Below are 16,270 nucleotides of genomic sequence, written 5' to 3' on the forward strand. Positions count from 1 at the left end.
TTCCCCGGAGGCGGGTGGGGGTCCTGTCAGGCGTCGGCCGTCCGTCCGGCCCGCCGCCCGCCCACCTCGAACCACAGCAGCTTCCCGGCGCCCCGGTCCAGCGGGCTGTCCCCGAGGGGTAGGCCGCCCCATGAGTCGGCGTACTCATGTACGAGGTGCAGTCCGCGCCCCTGCTCGGCTTCTGCCGGGGCAAGCGGGACGTGGTCCCAGGGTGGCTTGCCGAAAGGAGCGGGGATGCGGGGATGACTGTCCCAGACCCCGACCCGCAACCGGCCGTCGGACAGGGCGGTCAGTCGCAGGGAAGCAGGGCCCTTCGTGTGCCGACATGCGTTGGTGACCAGCTCGGACGTCAACAGCTCGACGTCATCAACGATTTCATGTCTGTCGTGACTGCTCAGCACCGCCCGTACGGTCATACGTGCGACGCGTGCCGCGCGGGGGTCGTGGGGCAGGCGAAGGGCGTACACCCAGGTGTCGGGCAGGGATACGGTGCCCATGGAAACCTCCGACGAGAGAAAGGACTTCGGGCTCGCTCAACACTCCGCCCGGCGGTGGCTCTGCCTGGGAGGTGCGCTTCCGGCTTATGGGTGAAGGGAGTTGGGCGGTACGTGATTACCGTAGAGCAGATGGTTAGATGCATCTAACGGAATACGTGAGATGAGTCCACTCTTCACTCGTGTGAGGGAGCGTTGCGCCGCGTCGCGGCCAGGAAGGAGACACTGTGCCGCCCACCAACAGCCCTACGCTCCGGCAGCGACGGCTGGGCGCAGAGTTGCGCAAACTTCGTGAGCGGGCAGGGCTCACCGCCACCGGCGCGGCCGAACTGCTGGGCGTCAACCAGGCGCGCGTCAGCATGATTGAGACCGGCCGCACGCCCATCAGCGCCGATCGGGTGCGCTCCATGGCGCACGTCTACGACTGCGCAGACGGAGAGCTGATCGACGCCCTCGCCACGATGACGGGAAGACGCGTCCGCGGTTGGTGGGAGGAATACCGCGAGCACGTGCCGATCGCTCTGGTCGATCTCGCCGAGCTGGAGCATCACGCCTCCGCACTGCGGGTGGCCCTCATGATGCATATCCCGGCATTGCTCCAGACGGCCGACCACGCCCGTGCTGTCTTCCAGTCAGCGGCTCCGCCGATGCGCCAGTACGAGATCGAACACCGCCTTACGCACCGGTTGAAGCGGCAGGGCGTTCTGCACCGGACGGATCCGCCCCCGTACACGGCGATCATCCATGAAGCTGCACTCCGCATGAACTTCGGCGGCTCCGCCGTAGCGCGTGGCCAGCTCAAGCACCTGCGCGAAATGAGTGAACTGCCGCACATCACCGTGCGCGTGATCGCTTTCGGCGCGGATCAGTTCCCGACCACTGGCCAGCCCGTCGACTACGTCGAGGGCCCTGTCCCGCAGCTCGACACCGTCCAGTTGGACTCGCACCACGGCGCCTGCGAATTCATCGATGCCGAGGCCCAGTTGAACAAGTACCGGGCGGTGCTGAACCGCATGGAGGCCTGCGCACTCAAGCCCGCTGAGACGCGCGACTTCATCCACACCCGCATCCAGGACCTATGAAGGAGTAACGATGCCGATCCTCCGCTGGCGGAAGTCGACCTACAGCCCCGACGGCTCGAACTGTGTCGAGATAGCCACCACACCCTCAGCTGTCCGCATCCGTGACTCGAAGAACAGCACCGGCCCTCAGCTCATGGTCACCCCCCACGCTTGGGCGCACTTCCTGCCGTTCGCCACCGAAGCGTAGAAGTTCGCGCAAGTTCGTGGTGGTGGAAGCCTCCTGGCCCGCAAGCTCATCCCCAGTGATCGCCCACCACGGTCGAAGGAGGCCAAGCATGGTGTTGCGCAAGCTGGGAAAGGACCCCGAGAGTCCGGAAGGCAAGTCGCCGACCGTGTACCTGGACGACGAGAAGGACACCTACTTGGTCCAGGGCTGGAAGGTGGCCGATAAGGACAGGCGCTCGCAGTTGGATCTCCCCGTTCACGAAGACGTCGTAGAGATCCCCCGACGCATGGTGCAGTTCTTCCTGGAGGTGAACAGTGGTGGCGATGCTGACGCTTGAGGAGCGGCTTCGGCGCTGCACCCGTGCCGCCGTGCACCTGGAGATGCGCGACGGATACATGCGCTCAGATCCCCGGTTCGTAGCCTGGCAGCAGGGTGTCAGGAACGACTCGGCTGACAGCGACCCGGAGCGCCGTCCGTGGCTGCGGCTGGTCGCCGACCTGGTGGCCCAGGGAGTCGAGGTGCGCAGGGCGCGGATCGTGTCGGAGCCGGTCTCGGACTACATCAGGTTCGAGCACCACCTGACCGGCCCCACCGTGTCGGCGGGCGAGCAAGTTCGCTGGCTGTCTCGCAGGCGTGCTTCCGGGCTCGCCCTGCCGGGCAACGACTTCTGGCTCTTCGATGACAGCTCGGTGGTCTTCCACCATTTCGCCGGAGACGGCGAACTCGCCCCGGACGACGAGGAGTTCACCGACGATCCGGCGGTCGTGAAACTCTGCGCGAGCGCGTTCGACTCCGTCTGGTCCCTGGCAGTGCCGCACGCGGACTACCAGCTAACCTGATCCACCATCCTCAGCGTGACCTCATCCAGCGTCAAGCAAGCACGGCAAGCCCTCGGCCGGCGTCTGCGCGAGATCCGCAAGGACGCCGGCCTCACGGCTCGGGAGCTGGCACGGCGCGCCGGCTGGCACGAGTCCAAGTGCTCGCGCCTTGAGAACGGGCACACACCGCCGTCCGATGCTGACATCCGCACGTACACAGCCCACTGTGCTGCCCACGAACAGACAGCTGACCTCATTGCCACAGCGCGCGGCATAGAAGGTGCGTACATTCAGTGGCGGCGCATGGAGCGGGCGGGCCTGAAGCGCGTCCAGCAATCAGTAGCGCCTCTGTTCGAGCGCACGCGCCGCTTTCGCGGCTACCAGCCGTGGGTGATCCCGGGCCTGCTCCAATCTGCGGCGTATACGCGAGCTGTACTGAGCACCGTGGCGCATCTGCGGGACGTGCCCGACGACATCGACGAGGCCGTAGCCGTCCGCATGGATCGCCAGCGCATCCTGCACTCCGGCGACCACAGATTCGCGATGCTCGTCGAGGAGTGGGTGCTGCGCACGGTCATCGGCGACAGCGACACCATGGCCGGAGCACTTGGCCATCTCATCTCCGTCGCTTCGCTGCCCTCGGTCAGCCTGGGCGTCATTCCCCTCGGAACGCCCCGGGGAGCTGGATGGCCCGTCGAGTCGTTCACCATGTACGACGACGCGCAGGTCAACGTGGAACTTGTCTCCGCTCACCTGACAGTCACGCAGCCCGGCGAGATCGCCGAATACACCAAGGTGTTCGCGGAGCTGTCAGGCATCGCTGTGTACGGCGCACAGGCCAGATCGCTCATCACCGCCGCCATCGATGCCTTCGGGTAACCGCCGCGCAAGTCCGTAGAAGCTCGTGGCCCCCAAGCCGCCACCGCTCCAGCCTGGGCACCGTGGCAAGAGACCGGCAGACCTTCCCCTCCCCGCGTCCCGTTGATCTTCCGATCGGCTTCAACGCCTGGCTCCTGGACTGCGCTCCTGTCGCTGGCTGCGACACCTGCCGGTCCGAGTGGCAGCGTCTCAACGAGGCCAAGGGGCTGGGCAACATCACCCAGGCCGCCAAGCACGCCACGAACATCCGCGATCACGCCTCTGGGGCCCACTGATGACGATGGACATGCAGTCGTACAGGGACAGCCGCAAGCAAGCCGTCGCCCTGCGACACGGCCGGGACCTCGTGTCGCCCAAGCTGTTCGCGAGGCTGGCGGTGTGCCGAGGAGTACGGGTACGAGAGGTCCATGGCCGAGCGGATCATGAACGAGGCCATCACCCTGTGCTATGTGATGGGCAGCACCCACGCGGGCGACGTCATGGCCCCGAGCAAGGCCGTGGACCCCGGCTGGCACACGTTCATGCTCCACACCGAGGACTACGCCGACTGGTGCGCCGAGAACTTCGGCTACTTCCTGCACCACCGGCCGAACAGCAAGGTCCGCACGCAGGGCCTCATGGTCGATGTCGTCGGGCGCATCAAGGCCGAGGGCTTCGCGGTCGACGAGCGTCTCTGGAGCACCGCGGCGGAGTGCAACGCGCCGACATGCTGCGGCGACGGCCCCTGCTGTTGATACGGGCCACCGTCAGTGCCAGCCGCTAGTGTCCGGCCCTCACGGTCCGGGACTCTAGGTGCAAACAGGGAGTTTCATGGCAACTGCCGAAGGAACCAAGGGCCGCGGGCGGGTAACCGTCTTCTCCGTGTTCGGGCCCGTCTTCGGTTACGCGACCACCCTCGTGGATGACCAGCAGCTCGCCTACGTGGGGCCGCTGACCCCCGGTGTCGGGTGGCGTCTGCTCTGGAGGATGGCGGAGCGGTGCCACAACGACGGGGCTACGGAAACCAGAAAGGCCGAGTGGATCGTCTCGCAGGCATCCCGGGCGTTCATCTGCGGCAGCGGCGTTGTCGTGAAGCTCTCCGACGCTGACTGGGTGATGGAGCCCGGGGGATGGCTCGTGGAGCTTGGCGGCTCCTGGTGCAACCAGGACGTGCTGGTCACCGGCAATCTCACGGTGCCGGCACTTGCCGCTGAGCAGATCGCCCCGAAACACACCTACTACCCGCAGTACGTGGACTGAGCCCCCATGAGACGCCCCGGCCATCCCTCATGGGGGATGGCCGGGGCGGGCTCGCCTTTCAGCCTGCCGAGACGGGTGGGCGGAGGGAAAAGAAAGGGGGTTACAACACCGTCAGCTTGAGGAGGCCCAGGGCCAGGGCAGCGACCAGGGCCGCTGCCGGCATCGTGATGAACCAGCCCAGGACGATGTTCTTGGCCACGCCCCAGCGGACGGCGTTGAGGCGCTTGGTCGCGCCCACGCCCATGATGGCCGAGGTGATGACGTGGGTCGTGGAGATCGGCGCCTTGAAGAGGAACGCCGTGCCGAACATGATCGAGGCGCCGGTGGCCTCCGCGGCGAAGCCCTGCGGGGGGTCCAGTTCGATGATCTTGCGGCCCAGGGTGCGCATGATGCGCCAGCCGCCCGCGTAGGTGCCCAGGGACAGCATGATCGCCGAGACCAGCTTCACCCAGACCGGGATCGGGTCGCCGAACGTCTCATGGCCGGAAATCACCAGTGCCATCACGACCACGCCCATGGTCTTCTGCGCGTCCTGGAGACCGTGACCGAGGGCCATTCCGGCGGCCGAAACCGTTTGCGCGATGCGGAAGCCCCGCTTCGCCTTGTGCGGGTTGGCGCGGCGGAACAGCCACATGATGGCCAGCATGACCAGGTAGCCGACGACCAGACCCACCACCGGGGACAGGAACATCGGGATGATGACCTTGTCCACCACGCCGTTCCAGTGGACCGCCGTACCGCCCGCCAGGGCCGCCCCCACCAGGCCGCCGAACAAGGCGTGGGAGGAGGAGGACGGGAGGCCGAAGTACCAGGTGATCAAGTTCCAGGCGATGGCGCCTACCAGGGCGGCGAAGAGGATGCCCATCCCCGTGGAGCCGGAGGGGGTCGCGATCAAGCCCTCGCTGACCGTCTTGGCGACGCCCGAGCCCAGGAAGGCACCGGCGAGGTTCATCACCGCCGCCATGGCGAGAGCCGCCCGCGGGGTCAGCGCCCGCGTCGACACCGACGTGGCGATTGCGTTCGCCGAGTCGTGGAAGCCGTTCGTATACGTGAAGAAGAGCGCGACCGCGATGGTCACGATCAGGGCGAAGGTGTCCATCGACGCCTCAGGACTCCTTGACGGCGATGGTCTCCACCGTGTTCGCCACGTGCTCGAACGCGTCCGCCGCCTCTTCCAGGACGTCCACGATCTGCTTGAGTTTGAGCACCTCGATCGCGTCGTACTTGCCGTTGAAGAGGTGGGCCAGCAGCTTGCGGTGGATCTGGTCCGCCTGGTTCTCCAGACGGTTGACCTCGATCCAGTACTCGGTGAGGTTGTCCAGCGTGCGCAGGTGCGGCATCGCCTCCGCCGTCAGCTCGGCCGCCCGGGCCAGCACCTCGATCTGCTGCTCGACACCCTTCGGCAGTTCCTCGATGTTGTAGAGGACGACCAGGTCGACGGCCTCCTCCATGAAGTCCATGATGTCGTCGAGGGAAGATGCGAGGGAGTAGATGTCCTCGCGGTCGAACGGCGTGATGAACGAGGAGTTCAGCTGGTGGAAGATCGCATGCGTGGCGTCGTCACCTGCGTGTTCCGCGGCCCGCATACGCTCTGCGATCTCGGCTCGGGCAGGTGCGTCCGCCCCGAGCAGTTCCATCAGGAGTTTCGAGCCGGTGACGATGTTGTCCGCGGATGCGGCGAACATGTCGTAGAAGCTCGTCTCCCTGGGGGTCAGACGAAAGCGCACGTGGGGTCCTCGGGGTGCTTCGGTTTCGGTCAGGCTGATGCTAGGCGCATCATCCGGCCACGGCTATCGGGCCGCATCCCAGTGTCGCCCATCGGGCAGAGTGATCAGCACGGGGGCGCACCAAGGGCTCCTTACCCCGCAAAGTTCGTTACCATATACCCACCAGGGGTATCTATTACCGGCTCGTACCGAGATGGAGGCTCGCGATGACGACGACCGAGGCCGGCGCCACGGCACCCTCCGAGACCGCGAGTGAGCCCGCGCACACCACGCACGGGTATCACAAGCAGAAGGACGAGCACCTCAAGCGGCTGCGCCGGATCGAGGGGCAGATCCGCGGGTTGCAGCGGATGGTCGACGAGGACACGTACTGCATCGACATACTCACCCAGGTCTCCGCCTCCACCAAGGCGCTGCAGTCCTTCGCGCTGCAGCTGCTGGAGGAGCATCTGCGGCACTGTGTGGCCGACGCGGCTCTCAAGGGTGGCGACGAGATCGACACGAAGGTGGACGAGGCGACGAAGGCGATCGGCCGCCTGCTGCGGTCCTGACCTCGTCTGTCAGGAATCCCGTCATTCCCGTTCCTCGGCCACCCGCAGCACCTCGTCGATGCTCTCCAGGCTGAGCCGGTCCTCGGCCTCGGAGGCCGCGATGATCAGCTCTCCGCACAGCTCGATCTCGGCGAGGGCCACGTGGTCCTGCACCGCCGTACCGCCGACCGGAGCCACTCGCCTCACCTCTTTTCCACAGTCACCCACTTCCTAGAGTAGGCAGCGCCCTACAGGCCGCGCATGGCACGGACGGGCTACTTACGGGGTGGCACCCAGGACTAGTGCCCCGGCCGGTGCCCGTCCTTCGCGCTGTCGGCCTTCGCGCTGTCGGCCTTCGCGCCGCCGTCCTTCGGGCCGCCGTCCTCGGCGATACGGCCCGCGTAGATGTCCGCCGGGCGCGGCAGCCGTACGTCGGCGGGGGCGCCGAAGTCGTACAGCAGTGTTGTCGAGGCGACCGCCACGGGGGTCTGCTGCCGGCCGTTGACGAAGCTGAAGCGCTGCCTGAGCTTGCGGATACGGCCCTGGTCGTCGAGATAGGCGTCGAACGGAACCTCGGCCGTGGCGAACCCTTTCGCCGCCGCGGCCAGTGCCGCCCGGTTCTCGGCGGAGGCATGGCGCGCCGCGCCGCTCAGATCCGCCGTGCCCCGGTAGTGCCGTACCGCGGTCCCGCCGACCTCGGTCCGGCCGACATACGTCGCCGTCCGCGTCCCGCGCAGTACCTCGGCCGCCGCGTACGGATCGGTCGCGCCGCCGGTGACCAGGTTGCCGTCGGACAGCGTGGCGGTGTCCACCCGCACCCACTTGCTCGCCGGCACGCCCGCGCCCCGGTTCTTCATGAACAGGGCGCCAGGAGCGAGGAGTTCGGTGATCGGCTGGTGCTCGGCGGTGCCCGCCGGGTCGTCGGGCAGGACGACCGTGAGCCGGCCGAGCCGGTGCCGGTAGTCGTAGACGCCGTGGCCGCGGATGGTCACCCGGGTGCCGCCCGTGGCCATCTCCATGGAGGTGGTGGCCTTGGAGGTGCCCGCGCCGCCCAGCGTGTCGGCGGCCCGGTGCAGGATGGCGACCGGGTCGCCCCCGCCCTTGACGTCCTCGGCGGCGGCCCCGGTGCCGGAACACCCCGTGGCACCCGCCCCCAGGCCGAGCATGATGCCGACCGCGACGAACGTCCTGCCCGCGTTCCTGTGCTGCCGCCGATCCATCGCCTGCCTACCCCCAGCCGGTACGTCCGTCACGGGCCCCCTGTCGTTCGGTTAACGACGGGTAGGAGGTGTTGTCACGCGGCGCCGGGAGCCGGGGAGAGGCGTATGAGCCCCGTACGAGCGCCGTGTGAGCCCTGCCGGTGCCGGGTGGGTACCGTTGTCCGGGTGACAGCCAGCGCGGCACAGCAGGACGGGCCGGAGCCTGCCCGGTCGGGGCAGGAACATCGCACGACGACAACCGAACAGGGCCGGTTCTGCGTGGCCGGCTGCAGCTGCGGCTGGCGCGGCCCGGCCCGCAGAGCCCGCAGTCAGGCCCGTACGGACGCGGAGAGGCATCTCGCGGGACCCTGACGGGGGTTGAGCGTGCTCACGGGGGTTGACGCCCGCGTCACATGCGGCTGCGGGCGGCGGGGGCGAGCCACAGCATCCGGTCCACCTCTTCCTCTTCGTCCGGGGTTTCCTCTTCGTCCGGAGTGAAGGGCCGGCCCGGCCTCGAACGCCACTGAGCAAGGATCCCGCCGGCGCCTCGCCCGCGTCGGCCGGCGCATCCTCGCCCCCTTCCCGTATCCGCCCCGTCTCTGTTGCTCCCTGAGGATGAATCCGTCGTCGTGCCGCGACCGGTTGCCCGAACACATGACTGTCCGTCACGACAATCGGCGTCGGCCGGACTTGAGCGGCCGCGCGGACGGACACCAGGGCGGATCACATGACGCGAAGCACGTCACCGACGGACCGACGAACCGGGACAAGAAAGGGCAGATGGAGGCTGCTGCGCCTGAAGGCCGCCGCTGCGGCGGGTCTGCTGCTGCTCGCGCTCGGCTCCCAGGCACAGGCCATCGACTCCACCATCTCCCTGAACAACAAGCGCACGGGGTGGGACGCGAACGAGCCGAATCTGACGCCGGCCCGGGTGTCCTCGTCGAGCTTCGGACGGCGCTGGTCCACCCCGGTGAACGGCGCGGTGCTGGCCCAGCCGCTGGTCACCGGCAGGAACGTGGTCGTCGCCACCGAGAACAACTACGTCTACGGCATCGACGCCGTCACCGGAGTGACGCACTGGACCCGCCAGCTCGGCCCGGCCTGGCCCACCTCGTCGATCCCCTGCAACGACCCCGCGCCGCACACCGGGATCACCGGCACCCCGGTGTACGACCCGTCGTCCAACACCGTCTTCCTCACCAGCAAGGTCAACGACGGCGCGGACGCACAGCACCCGCACTGGTACTTCCACGCGATGAGCGCCTCCACCGGCGCCGAGCGCGCGGGCTGGCCGGTGCGGATCCAGGGCACGCCGACCAACAGTCCCGGCCACCCGTTCAACCCTTTCACCTTCGCGCAGCGGCCGGGTCTGCTGCTGCTGAACGGCTCGGTGTACGCGGCCTTCGGCTCCTACTGCGACGTCGGCCCGTACGTCGGCAACGTGGTGGGGGTGAACATCGGCACCCGCCGCCTGACCCTGTGGTCCGCCGAGGCCGGCTCCGACACCCGGGAGGCCGGTATCTGGCAGAGCGGCGGCGGGCTGGTCTCGGACGGCTCCGGCCGGATCATCTTCACCACCGGCAACGGCGCCGGCGCGGGCTCGCCGAGCCCCGGCCCGGGCAGCAGGCCGCCCGGCAACCTCGGCGAGTCGGTGGTCCGGCTCGGCGTGAACAGCAACGGCAGCCTCTCGGCCCGTGACTTCTTCAGCCCGGCCAACAACAAGACACTGGACGCCAACGACACCGACCTCGGCTCGGGCGGGCCGGTCGCGCTGCCCGACGCCTTCGGCACCCCCGCGCACCCGCGCCTGCTGGTGCAGGTCGGCAAGGACGGCCGGGTCTTCCTGCTGGACCGGAACAACCTGGGTGGCATGGGCCAGGGCCCGAACGGCACGGACAAAGTGGTGAGCGTGGCCGGACCGTTCGAGGGCGTCTGGGGCCACCCCGCCGTCTGGGGCGGTGGCGGAGGCTACGTGTACACCGTGTCCACCGATACCGGCAACGGCCATTCGCCGCTGCGCGCGCTGAAGTTCCGGGTGAACAGCTCCGGCGTTCCGGTCCTGACCAGCGTGGGCATCAGCAACGAGGGCTTCGGCTACGGCTCCGGGTCCCCCGCGGTCACCTCCAACGGTACGGCCGCCGGTTCCGCGCTGGTCTGGGCGGTCTGGTCCGGCTCCGGCGCCGGCGGTGTCGGCGGCGAGCTGCGGGTCTACGACGCGGTGCCGGTGGGCGGCGTCATGCACCTGCGCCGCTCCTTCCCGATCGGCACGGCGGCCAAGTTCGTGGTCCCCGCCACGGACGGCGGCCGGGTCTACGTAGGGACCCGGGACGGCCACCTGGTGGCCTTCGGCATCGCGGGTACGACCGCCGCCGCCACTACGGCCGGTGGGACCGGTCGTGGGACCGGTGGGACCGGTGGTGGGACTGGTGGGACCGGTGGTGGGACCGGTGGGTGCGGCCCTTGCGAGGAGTCGGACAAGCACGGGTCCTGAGCCTTCGCCACGCTCGAGCCCCGGCCCCGGACGCAACTCAGCGGAAGCGTCCGGGGCCGGGGCTGAGCCGGCGCCCCCGGGCGTCATGGCGGGACAGCCTCAGGCATGCGTCCGCTGCGGTGTGTCAGGCCTCCCCGCGCTCGTCGGCGTCGATGGCCGCGAGCGTCGGAGGGATCAGGTCCCGGTCTCGTTCGTAGGTCAGGCGTTCGCGGGCTCTGTCCGGCGACAGCCACAGCAACTCGCTCACTTCGTCGCCGGGTACGAAGGCTCCACCGGTCGACTCCGCGGCCCAGTACGTGACTTCCTTGTTCCGGCCCGTGTTGTCGACGTAGTGGGCACTCGGCAGAGCCGGTCCGAGTCGGCATGTGTGGCCGGTCTCCTCCCGCACTTCGCGCACGGCAGCCGCGCGGGCCGTCTCGCCCTTCTTCAGCTTCCCTTTGGGCCAGGACCAGTCAGACCACTTCGGCCTGAAGACCAAGGCCAGCTCGACGCCGCCCGAGGAGGAACGGCGCCAGAGCACACAGCCGGACGCGCGGACCATTGACCGCCTCCTCACGGGACCTCAGGACGCGCCGAGGATCTGCTGCTGCCACGCCTGCTGGAAGGCGAACCTGGCCGCCTCCACCTCGTGCCGCTGATCGGCGTGGAGCACGCCGAGCGCGTACGCCGTCGCCGGTGCGATACGGGGCGTACGGGCGGCCTGGGCCGCTGCCGCTGCCGCTTCCGAGGCGTCCCGGTGCCGGTTCAGGGCCTGGCCCGCCGCCAGCAGTCGTACGTCCACAGGGGAGTTGCCCGCGTGCAGTACCTCCTGGGCGTACCGGTGCAGGCGCAGCAGCAGCCGGACCTGGTGCCAGGGGCCGTCCTGGGGGTGGGGGGACGGGTCCGGGGACAGGCCGTGGACCAGGGCCTCCGCGTTGTACGGGTGGCCCGCGGTGAGCAGGGGCAGACCGGCGATGGCGTCTGTCAGCCGTTCCTCCGCAGCGGCTGCCAGGGGGCGCAGGCCGGTGGTGGGCGCGGCGGCCGTGAGGGGGACCTCGCTGGCCAGCACGGCGACCTTGTCGGCGACGGCGTGGAAGCGGCTGGATCCCAGGGCCTGGAGCGCCGTGGAGTGGGCCCTTGTCCGGGCGAGGGTCAGCTGGCGTTCGAGCAGGGCGCCCGCTTTGGCCGCGCCCACGGTGAGGTTGCCGCGTTCCGGTGCGGACGGCGGGTTGGCCGGGCCACTGGCGTTGTCGAGTGCCGTTGCGCCCCCACGTGCCGCCCCAGCGGTACGGCTGCCCGTGACCAGCGCGTCCACCGTCTGGGCGGGGGCCGGCAGCGGCGCCGCCCCCGACAACCGGTGCAGCGCCAGCAACAGCCGCTCCAGGCGGGCCTCGTACGCGTGCTCCAGGCCCAACGTGCCGGAGAGCCACGCCAGTTCGGGGCGCATCTGCTCGGACCAGTCGGGGTCCAGCAGGGGACGGAAGGTGTGCAGGCTGCCGCTGATGCGGCGGGCCGAGCGGCGCAGGGCGCGCGCCGCGTCGACAGACTCCTCCGCGCCGTTCTCCCTCGCGCCCGACCGGTCGCGCGCGACGGCACTCCCGTTGGCACCGCCGTTCTCACGGTGCAGGCGCAGGGCGCGGAGGAACTCCGTGGCCTGGGCGCGCAGGTACGCCGCCAGGGCGTCCCCGGTCACCACCTCCGCCGCGGGGTCCGTCGGTTCAAGGTGTTGCTGTGCCACGCCGGCGCCTCCGGGCGTCTATGAGCATCTCCTGGACGTTGCGCAAGGGCTGTCCGTCCGCGTCGGTCGCGTGCCGGATCCACTCGCCGTCGGCGCCGAGGTGCCAGGAGGAGGTCGAGTCGGACATACCGGTGTCGAGCAGCCGGTTCAGGGCCGCCCGGTGCGCCGGGTCGACGACGCGGACCAGGGCCTCGATCCGGCGGTCGAGGTTGCGGTGCATCATGTCGGCGCTGCCGATCCACACCTCGGGCTCGCCGCCGTTGCCGAAGGCGAACACCCGGGAGTGTTCGAGGAAGCGGCCGAGGATCGAGCGGACCCGGATGTTCTCCGACAGGCCCGCGACACCCGGGCGGATCGCGCAGATGCCGCGCACCCAGATGTCGACCGGCACGCCGGCCTGGGACGCCCGGTAGAGCGCGTCGATGACCGCCTCGTCGACCATCGAGTTGACCTTGATACGGATAAAGGCGGGGCGGCCCGCGTGGTGGTGCTGGACCTCCTTGTTGATCCGCGCGACCAGGCCGTCCCGCAGGGACTTGGGGGCCACCAGCAGGCGGCGGTAGGTCTCCCGGCGCGAGTAGCCGGACAGGCGGTTGAACAGGTCGGAGAGGTCCGCGCCGACCTGCGGGTCGGCCGTGAGCAGGCCCAGGTCCTCGTACAGCCGGGCGGTCTTCGGGTGGTAGTTGCCCGTGCCGACATGGCTGTAGCGGCGCAGGGTCTCGCCCTCCTGGCGGACCACCAGGGACAGCTTGCAGTGCGTCTTCAGGCCGACGAGGCCGTAGACGACATGGCAGCCGGCCTCCTCCAGCTTCTTCGCCCACTTGATGTTGGCGTGCTCGTCGAAGCGGGCCTTGATCTCGACCAGGACGAGGACCTGCTTGCCGGCCTCGGCGGCGTCTATGAGCGCGTTGACTATCGGGGAGTCGCCGGAGGTCCGGTACAGGGTCTGCTTGATCGCGAGGACGTCCGGGTCCTCGGCCGCCTGCTCGATGAAGGCCTGCACGGACGTCGAGAAGGAGTCGTACGGGTGGTGCAGGAGCACGTCCCGCTGGCGCAGCGCGGCGAAGATGTCCGGCGCCGACGCCGACTCGACCTCGGCCAGGTCGCGGTGGGTGCCCGCGATGAACTTCGGGTACTTCAGCTCCGGGCGGTCCAGGCCGGCGATGCGGAACAGGCCGGTGAGGTCCAGCGGGCCGGGCAGCGGATACACCTCGGCCTCGGAGATCTTCAGCTCGCGGACCAGCAGGTCAAGGACCTCGCGGTCGATGGACTCCTCGACCTCCAGGCGCACCGGCGGGCCGAAGCGGCGCCGCATGAGCTCCTTCTCCAGGGCCTGGAGCAGGTTCTCGGCGTCGTCCTCTTCTACTTCCAGGTCCTCGTTGCGGGTGAGCCGGAAGGTGTGGTGCTCCAGCACCTCCATGCCCGGGAACAGCTCCTCCAGGTGCGCGGCGATGACGTCCTCGATGGGGACGTACCGGCCGGGGCTGCTCTCCAGGAAGCGGGACAGCAGCGGCGGCACCTTCACGCGCGCGAAGTGCTTGTGGCCGCTGACCGGGTTCCGTACGACGACGGCCAGGTTCAGGGAGAGGCCGGAAATGTACGGGAAGGGGTGTGCGGGGTCGACGGCCAGCGGGGTGAGGACCGGGAAGATCTGGTGCCGGAACAGGGTGAACAGACGGGCCTGCTCCTTGTCGGCCAGCTCGTTCCAGCGGACCAGCTGTATGCCCTCCTCCGCGAGTGCGGGGGCGACGTCCTCGTGGTAGCAGGCGGCGTGCCGGGCCATCAGCTCGCGCGAGCGGGCCCAGATCATCTCCAGCACCTCGCGCGGCTGCAACCCGGAGGCGGACCGGGTCGCCACACCGGTGGCGATACGACGCTTCAGTCCGGCGACCCGGACCATGAAGAACTCGTCCAGGTTGCTGGCGAAGATCGCGAGGAAGTTCGCACGCTCCAGCAGCGGGGTGTTCGGGTCCTCGGCCAGCTCCAGGACGCGTTCGTTGAAGCCGAGCCAGCTGCGCTCCCGGTCGAGGAAGCGGCCCTGGGGCAGGGGCGTACCCTCACCTTGCGCGTCCTCGTACCCGTCGAGGTCCGCGTCGATGTCGGGTTCCAGGTCGGAGACAGTGGCGGCCACCGTGTGGGGGCGGCGTGCGGCGATGGAGCCCACGGGAGGCTGCGCGTGCTGGACAGGTACCTGGGCGTCTTGCTGGCTCATGAGTCCATTCTTCCGCGCCACGGGGGTGACGGGCGCGTCGGAACGTGCGGGCGGGAGCGTCACGGCCCCGTTCAGCGCGGGCCCCTCGGGGGGCGGCGAAGGCTCTGGCACGGCGGGCTTCATTGGCCGAGCGTCGCAAGCTTGGCTGAATCAATGGTTACGGAGACATGACGTGCGGGATAGCGCGGGGCGGCTCCCGGAGGTCTACATCGCGAAAGTCACGGATTCCAGGAGCCGCATATCGATACAGCCCCGCGCCCTTACGGAACTGCAGTGCAGTCGGCTTCACGGGGCAGTACCAGGTAGCTGGCGAGCGTCAGCAACCCCGTGACACGGCCGGTGATCGCCACGTCCGGTGGGCGGACCCTGGCCGTGCAGCCGGCGTTCGCCGGTGCGGTGACCCTGGCCGTGCCGACCGCGGTCGTACAGACCGGCGGGGCCCCGGCGACCACGACCGCGACCCGAGCCCGTGCCCCGCTCACCCCGGAGAAGGACCAGATGTGCGTACGGCGCGGGTCCTCGCGCTACTGCGCCTTCCTCGAGTGGATGCCCCTTGCCGACGACTGGGCGCCGGTCGCGGGCGACGAGCGCCTGGCCGGCGAGCTGTGCGACAGCCTTGCCGGGGCCGTGGTGGTCCCTTCCGGGGGGTTACGACGGGCCGGGCTGCGGAGCTGCTGGGGGTGCGGGTGCCCGTGGGGGCGGTTCGATCCGCCGCTCCGCTCACGTCTCCGTGCGGTACATCAGGTCCGTCTCGTACGTGGTGAAGCCCAGTCGTTCGTACACCGACACCGCCGCCTGGTTGTCGGCGTCGACGTAGAGCATCGCGGTCGGGAGTTGCTGGTCGGCCAGGTGGCGGAGCCCGATCGTGGTGAGGGACTTGCCGAGGCCGCCGCCCTGCTCACCGGGGCGGACGCCGAGGACGTAGACCTCGCCGAGGCCCTCCTCGGCGTGCACCTTGGTCCAGTGGAAGCCGATCAACTCCCCGCGCCGCTCGGCGAGGAAGAACCCGGCCGGGTCGAACCACGGCTCGGCCTTGCGGTCGTCGAGGTCCCGCTGGGTCAGTGAGCCCTGCTCCGGGTGATGGGCGAAGGCGGCCGCGTTGACCGCGAGCCACGCGGTGTCGTCCTTGCCGGGCACGAAGGTGCGCACGGTCGCGCCCTCCGGCAGCACCGGGTCGGGCAGGTTCAGATCGCCCAACGGGCGCCGCATCTGCCGCAGTTCGCGGAACAGGGTCAGGCCGAGCACCTGGGCGAGATGCCGGGCGGCCGGATGCCCGCCGTGCGCCCATACCCGCAGCCGCTTGCCGGAGGCGGCGAGCAGCGCCGCGCCGAGCGCCCGGCCGTGCCCGTGCCCGCGGTGCGCGGGGTGGACGACGAGTTCGGCGGCCGGCGCCTCCACCGGGTCGGTGTCCTCCAGCTGGGCGTAGCCGACGAGTTCGTCGCCGACGGTCAGCAGCAGATGCGAGACGCCCTCGCGGGCACCCCCGCGCAGCTGCAGCCGGCCCTGCTCGGACACCGGCTGCTGCCCGTCGACCCCGACGGCCTCGGCGAGCAGGGCCAGCACGGCCTCGGCCCGGTCGGGTGTGAGCGCGGAGTGGGTCTCGATGGAGCGGGCGGGGAAGGCTCGTACGGTGTCGTCGCTGCTCATGCGTAGAGGGTACGGCAGGCCTCCCGTAAAACCTATGTGAATGGCGGTTCGGTTCCGCAATGTCCCTGT

General features: G+C 69.5%; 19 protein-coding genes. 10 read left to right on the top strand and 9 right to left on the bottom strand.

What is annotated here, in order from left to right:
* Positions 1 to 26 precede the first annotated feature (26 nt).
* Positions 27 to 497 carry an ATP-binding protein gene (locus M878_RS71315; protein WP_023549107.1) on the bottom strand — a complete coding sequence of 157 codons (471 nt, stop codon included), beginning with the start codon at positions 495 to 497 and terminating at the stop codon, positions 27 to 29.
* 224 nt (positions 498 to 721) lie between these two features.
* Between M878_RS71315 and M878_RS71320 the strand changes: the two genes are divergently transcribed.
* From M878_RS71320 to M878_RS71340, 8 genes are all read left to right on the top strand, one after another.
* A complete protein-coding gene (locus tag M878_RS71320; RefSeq protein ID WP_023549109.1) occupies positions 722 to 1,576 on the top strand; it encodes a helix-turn-helix domain-containing protein in 855 nt (284 codons plus the stop codon).
* Positions 1,577 to 1,586: 10 nt separating this feature from the next.
* Positions 1,587 to 1,763: a DUF397 domain-containing protein gene (locus tag M878_RS92960; RefSeq protein ID WP_023549111.1), complete on the top strand. Its 177-nt coding sequence runs from the start codon at positions 1,587 to 1,589 to the stop codon at positions 1,761 to 1,763.
* An 88-nt stretch (positions 1,764 to 1,851) separates the two neighbouring features.
* Complete coding sequence (locus tag M878_RS71325) at positions 1,852 to 2,079, top strand: hypothetical protein (RefSeq protein WP_023549113.1); 228 nt, start codon at positions 1,852 to 1,854, stop codon at positions 2,077 to 2,079.
* Positions 2,066 to 2,581: a DUF6879 family protein gene (locus M878_RS71330; protein WP_031225444.1), complete on the top strand. Its 516-nt coding sequence runs from the start codon at positions 2,066 to 2,068 to the stop codon at positions 2,579 to 2,581. Before M878_RS71325 ends, M878_RS71330 begins: the two co-directional genes overlap by 14 nt.
* A gap of 6 nt (positions 2,582 to 2,587) precedes the next feature.
* Positions 2,588 to 3,439 (top strand): helix-turn-helix domain-containing protein, encoded by an 852-nt coding sequence (locus M878_RS48450; RefSeq protein ID WP_031225445.1) that lies wholly within the window; start codon positions 2,588 to 2,590, stop codon positions 3,437 to 3,439.
* Positions 3,440 to 3,501: 62 nt separating this feature from the next.
* Entirely contained in the window at positions 3,502 to 3,714 is a 213-nt protein-coding gene (locus M878_RS94595) for a hypothetical protein (RefSeq protein WP_078630338.1), read from the top strand.
* Positions 3,715 to 3,846: 132 nt separating this feature from the next.
* Positions 3,847 to 4,173 carry a glycine-rich domain-containing protein gene (locus tag M878_RS98415; protein WP_023549118.1) on the top strand — a complete coding sequence of 109 codons (327 nt, stop codon included), beginning with the start codon at positions 3,847 to 3,849 and terminating at the stop codon, positions 4,171 to 4,173.
* Between the two features lie 76 nt (positions 4,174 to 4,249).
* Positions 4,250 to 4,678, top strand: coding sequence for a hypothetical protein (locus M878_RS71340; protein ID WP_031225447.1), 429 nt, complete (start codon positions 4,250 to 4,252; stop codon positions 4,676 to 4,678).
* Positions 4,679 to 4,778: 100 nt separating this feature from the next.
* On the opposite strand, the gene M878_RS71345 is transcribed toward M878_RS71340, so the two are convergent.
* Together M878_RS71345 and M878_RS71350 are read right to left on the bottom strand one after the other, a co-directional pair.
* Positions 4,779 to 5,777, bottom strand: coding sequence for an inorganic phosphate transporter (locus M878_RS71345; RefSeq protein ID WP_023549122.1), 999 nt, complete (start codon positions 5,775 to 5,777; stop codon positions 4,779 to 4,781).
* A 7-nt stretch (positions 5,778 to 5,784) separates the two neighbouring features.
* Positions 5,785 to 6,405: a DUF47 domain-containing protein gene (locus tag M878_RS71350; protein ID WP_031225448.1), complete on the bottom strand. Its 621-nt coding sequence runs from the start codon at positions 6,403 to 6,405 to the stop codon at positions 5,785 to 5,787.
* Between the two features lie 206 nt (positions 6,406 to 6,611).
* On the opposite strand from M878_RS71350, the gene M878_RS71355 reads away from it, so the two are divergent.
* Positions 6,612 to 6,956, top strand: a complete 345-nt coding sequence (locus M878_RS71355) for a metal-sensitive transcriptional regulator (RefSeq protein WP_023549126.1) — start codon at positions 6,612 to 6,614, stop codon at positions 6,954 to 6,956.
* A 21-nt stretch (positions 6,957 to 6,977) separates the two neighbouring features.
* On the opposite strand, the gene M878_RS98420 is transcribed toward M878_RS71355, so the two are convergent.
* The gene (locus tag M878_RS98420; RefSeq protein WP_023549128.1) at positions 6,978 to 7,133 is read right to left on the bottom strand and encodes a hypothetical protein; all 156 of its coding nucleotides are present in this window, start codon (positions 7,131 to 7,133) and stop codon (positions 6,978 to 6,980) included.
* 101 nt (positions 7,134 to 7,234) lie between these two features.
* Positions 7,235 to 8,155 (bottom strand): SCO4651 family lipoprotein, encoded by a 921-nt coding sequence (locus M878_RS71360; RefSeq protein ID WP_023549130.1) that lies wholly within the window; start codon positions 8,153 to 8,155, stop codon positions 7,235 to 7,237.
* A gap of 706 nt (positions 8,156 to 8,861) precedes the next feature.
* On the opposite strand from M878_RS71360, the gene M878_RS71365 reads away from it, so the two are divergent.
* Positions 8,862 to 10,625, top strand: coding sequence for an outer membrane protein assembly factor BamB family protein (locus M878_RS71365; RefSeq protein WP_023549132.1), 1,764 nt, complete (start codon positions 8,862 to 8,864; stop codon positions 10,623 to 10,625).
* A gap of 124 nt (positions 10,626 to 10,749) precedes the next feature.
* On the opposite strand, the gene M878_RS71370 is transcribed toward M878_RS71365, so the two are convergent.
* The 4 genes from M878_RS71370 to mshD form a co-directional block, all read right to left on the bottom strand.
* Positions 10,750 to 11,166 carry an NUDIX hydrolase gene (locus tag M878_RS71370; RefSeq protein WP_023549134.1) on the bottom strand — a complete coding sequence of 139 codons (417 nt, stop codon included), beginning with the start codon at positions 11,164 to 11,166 and terminating at the stop codon, positions 10,750 to 10,752.
* A 21-nt stretch (positions 11,167 to 11,187) separates the two neighbouring features.
* Positions 11,188 to 12,342: a CHAD domain-containing protein gene (locus tag M878_RS71375; RefSeq protein WP_023549136.1), complete on the bottom strand. Its 1,155-nt coding sequence runs from the start codon at positions 12,340 to 12,342 to the stop codon at positions 11,188 to 11,190.
* Entirely contained in the window at positions 12,323 to 14,677 is a 2,355-nt protein-coding gene (locus tag M878_RS71380; protein ID WP_106962741.1) for an RNA degradosome polyphosphate kinase, read from the bottom strand. The genes M878_RS71375 and M878_RS71380 overlap by 20 nt, the downstream gene beginning before the upstream one ends.
* A 597-nt stretch (positions 14,678 to 15,274) precedes the next feature.
* Complete coding sequence (mshD, locus tag M878_RS71390; RefSeq protein ID WP_023549142.1) at positions 15,275 to 16,201, bottom strand: mycothiol synthase; 927 nt, start codon at positions 16,199 to 16,201, stop codon at positions 15,275 to 15,277.
* Positions 16,202 to 16,270 lie beyond the last annotated feature (69 nt).

The sequence above is a fragment of the Streptomyces roseochromogenus subsp. oscitans DS 12.976 genome (assembly GCF_000497445.1).
GTDB lineage: Bacteria > Actinomycetota > Actinomycetes > Streptomycetales > Streptomycetaceae > Streptomyces > Streptomyces oscitans.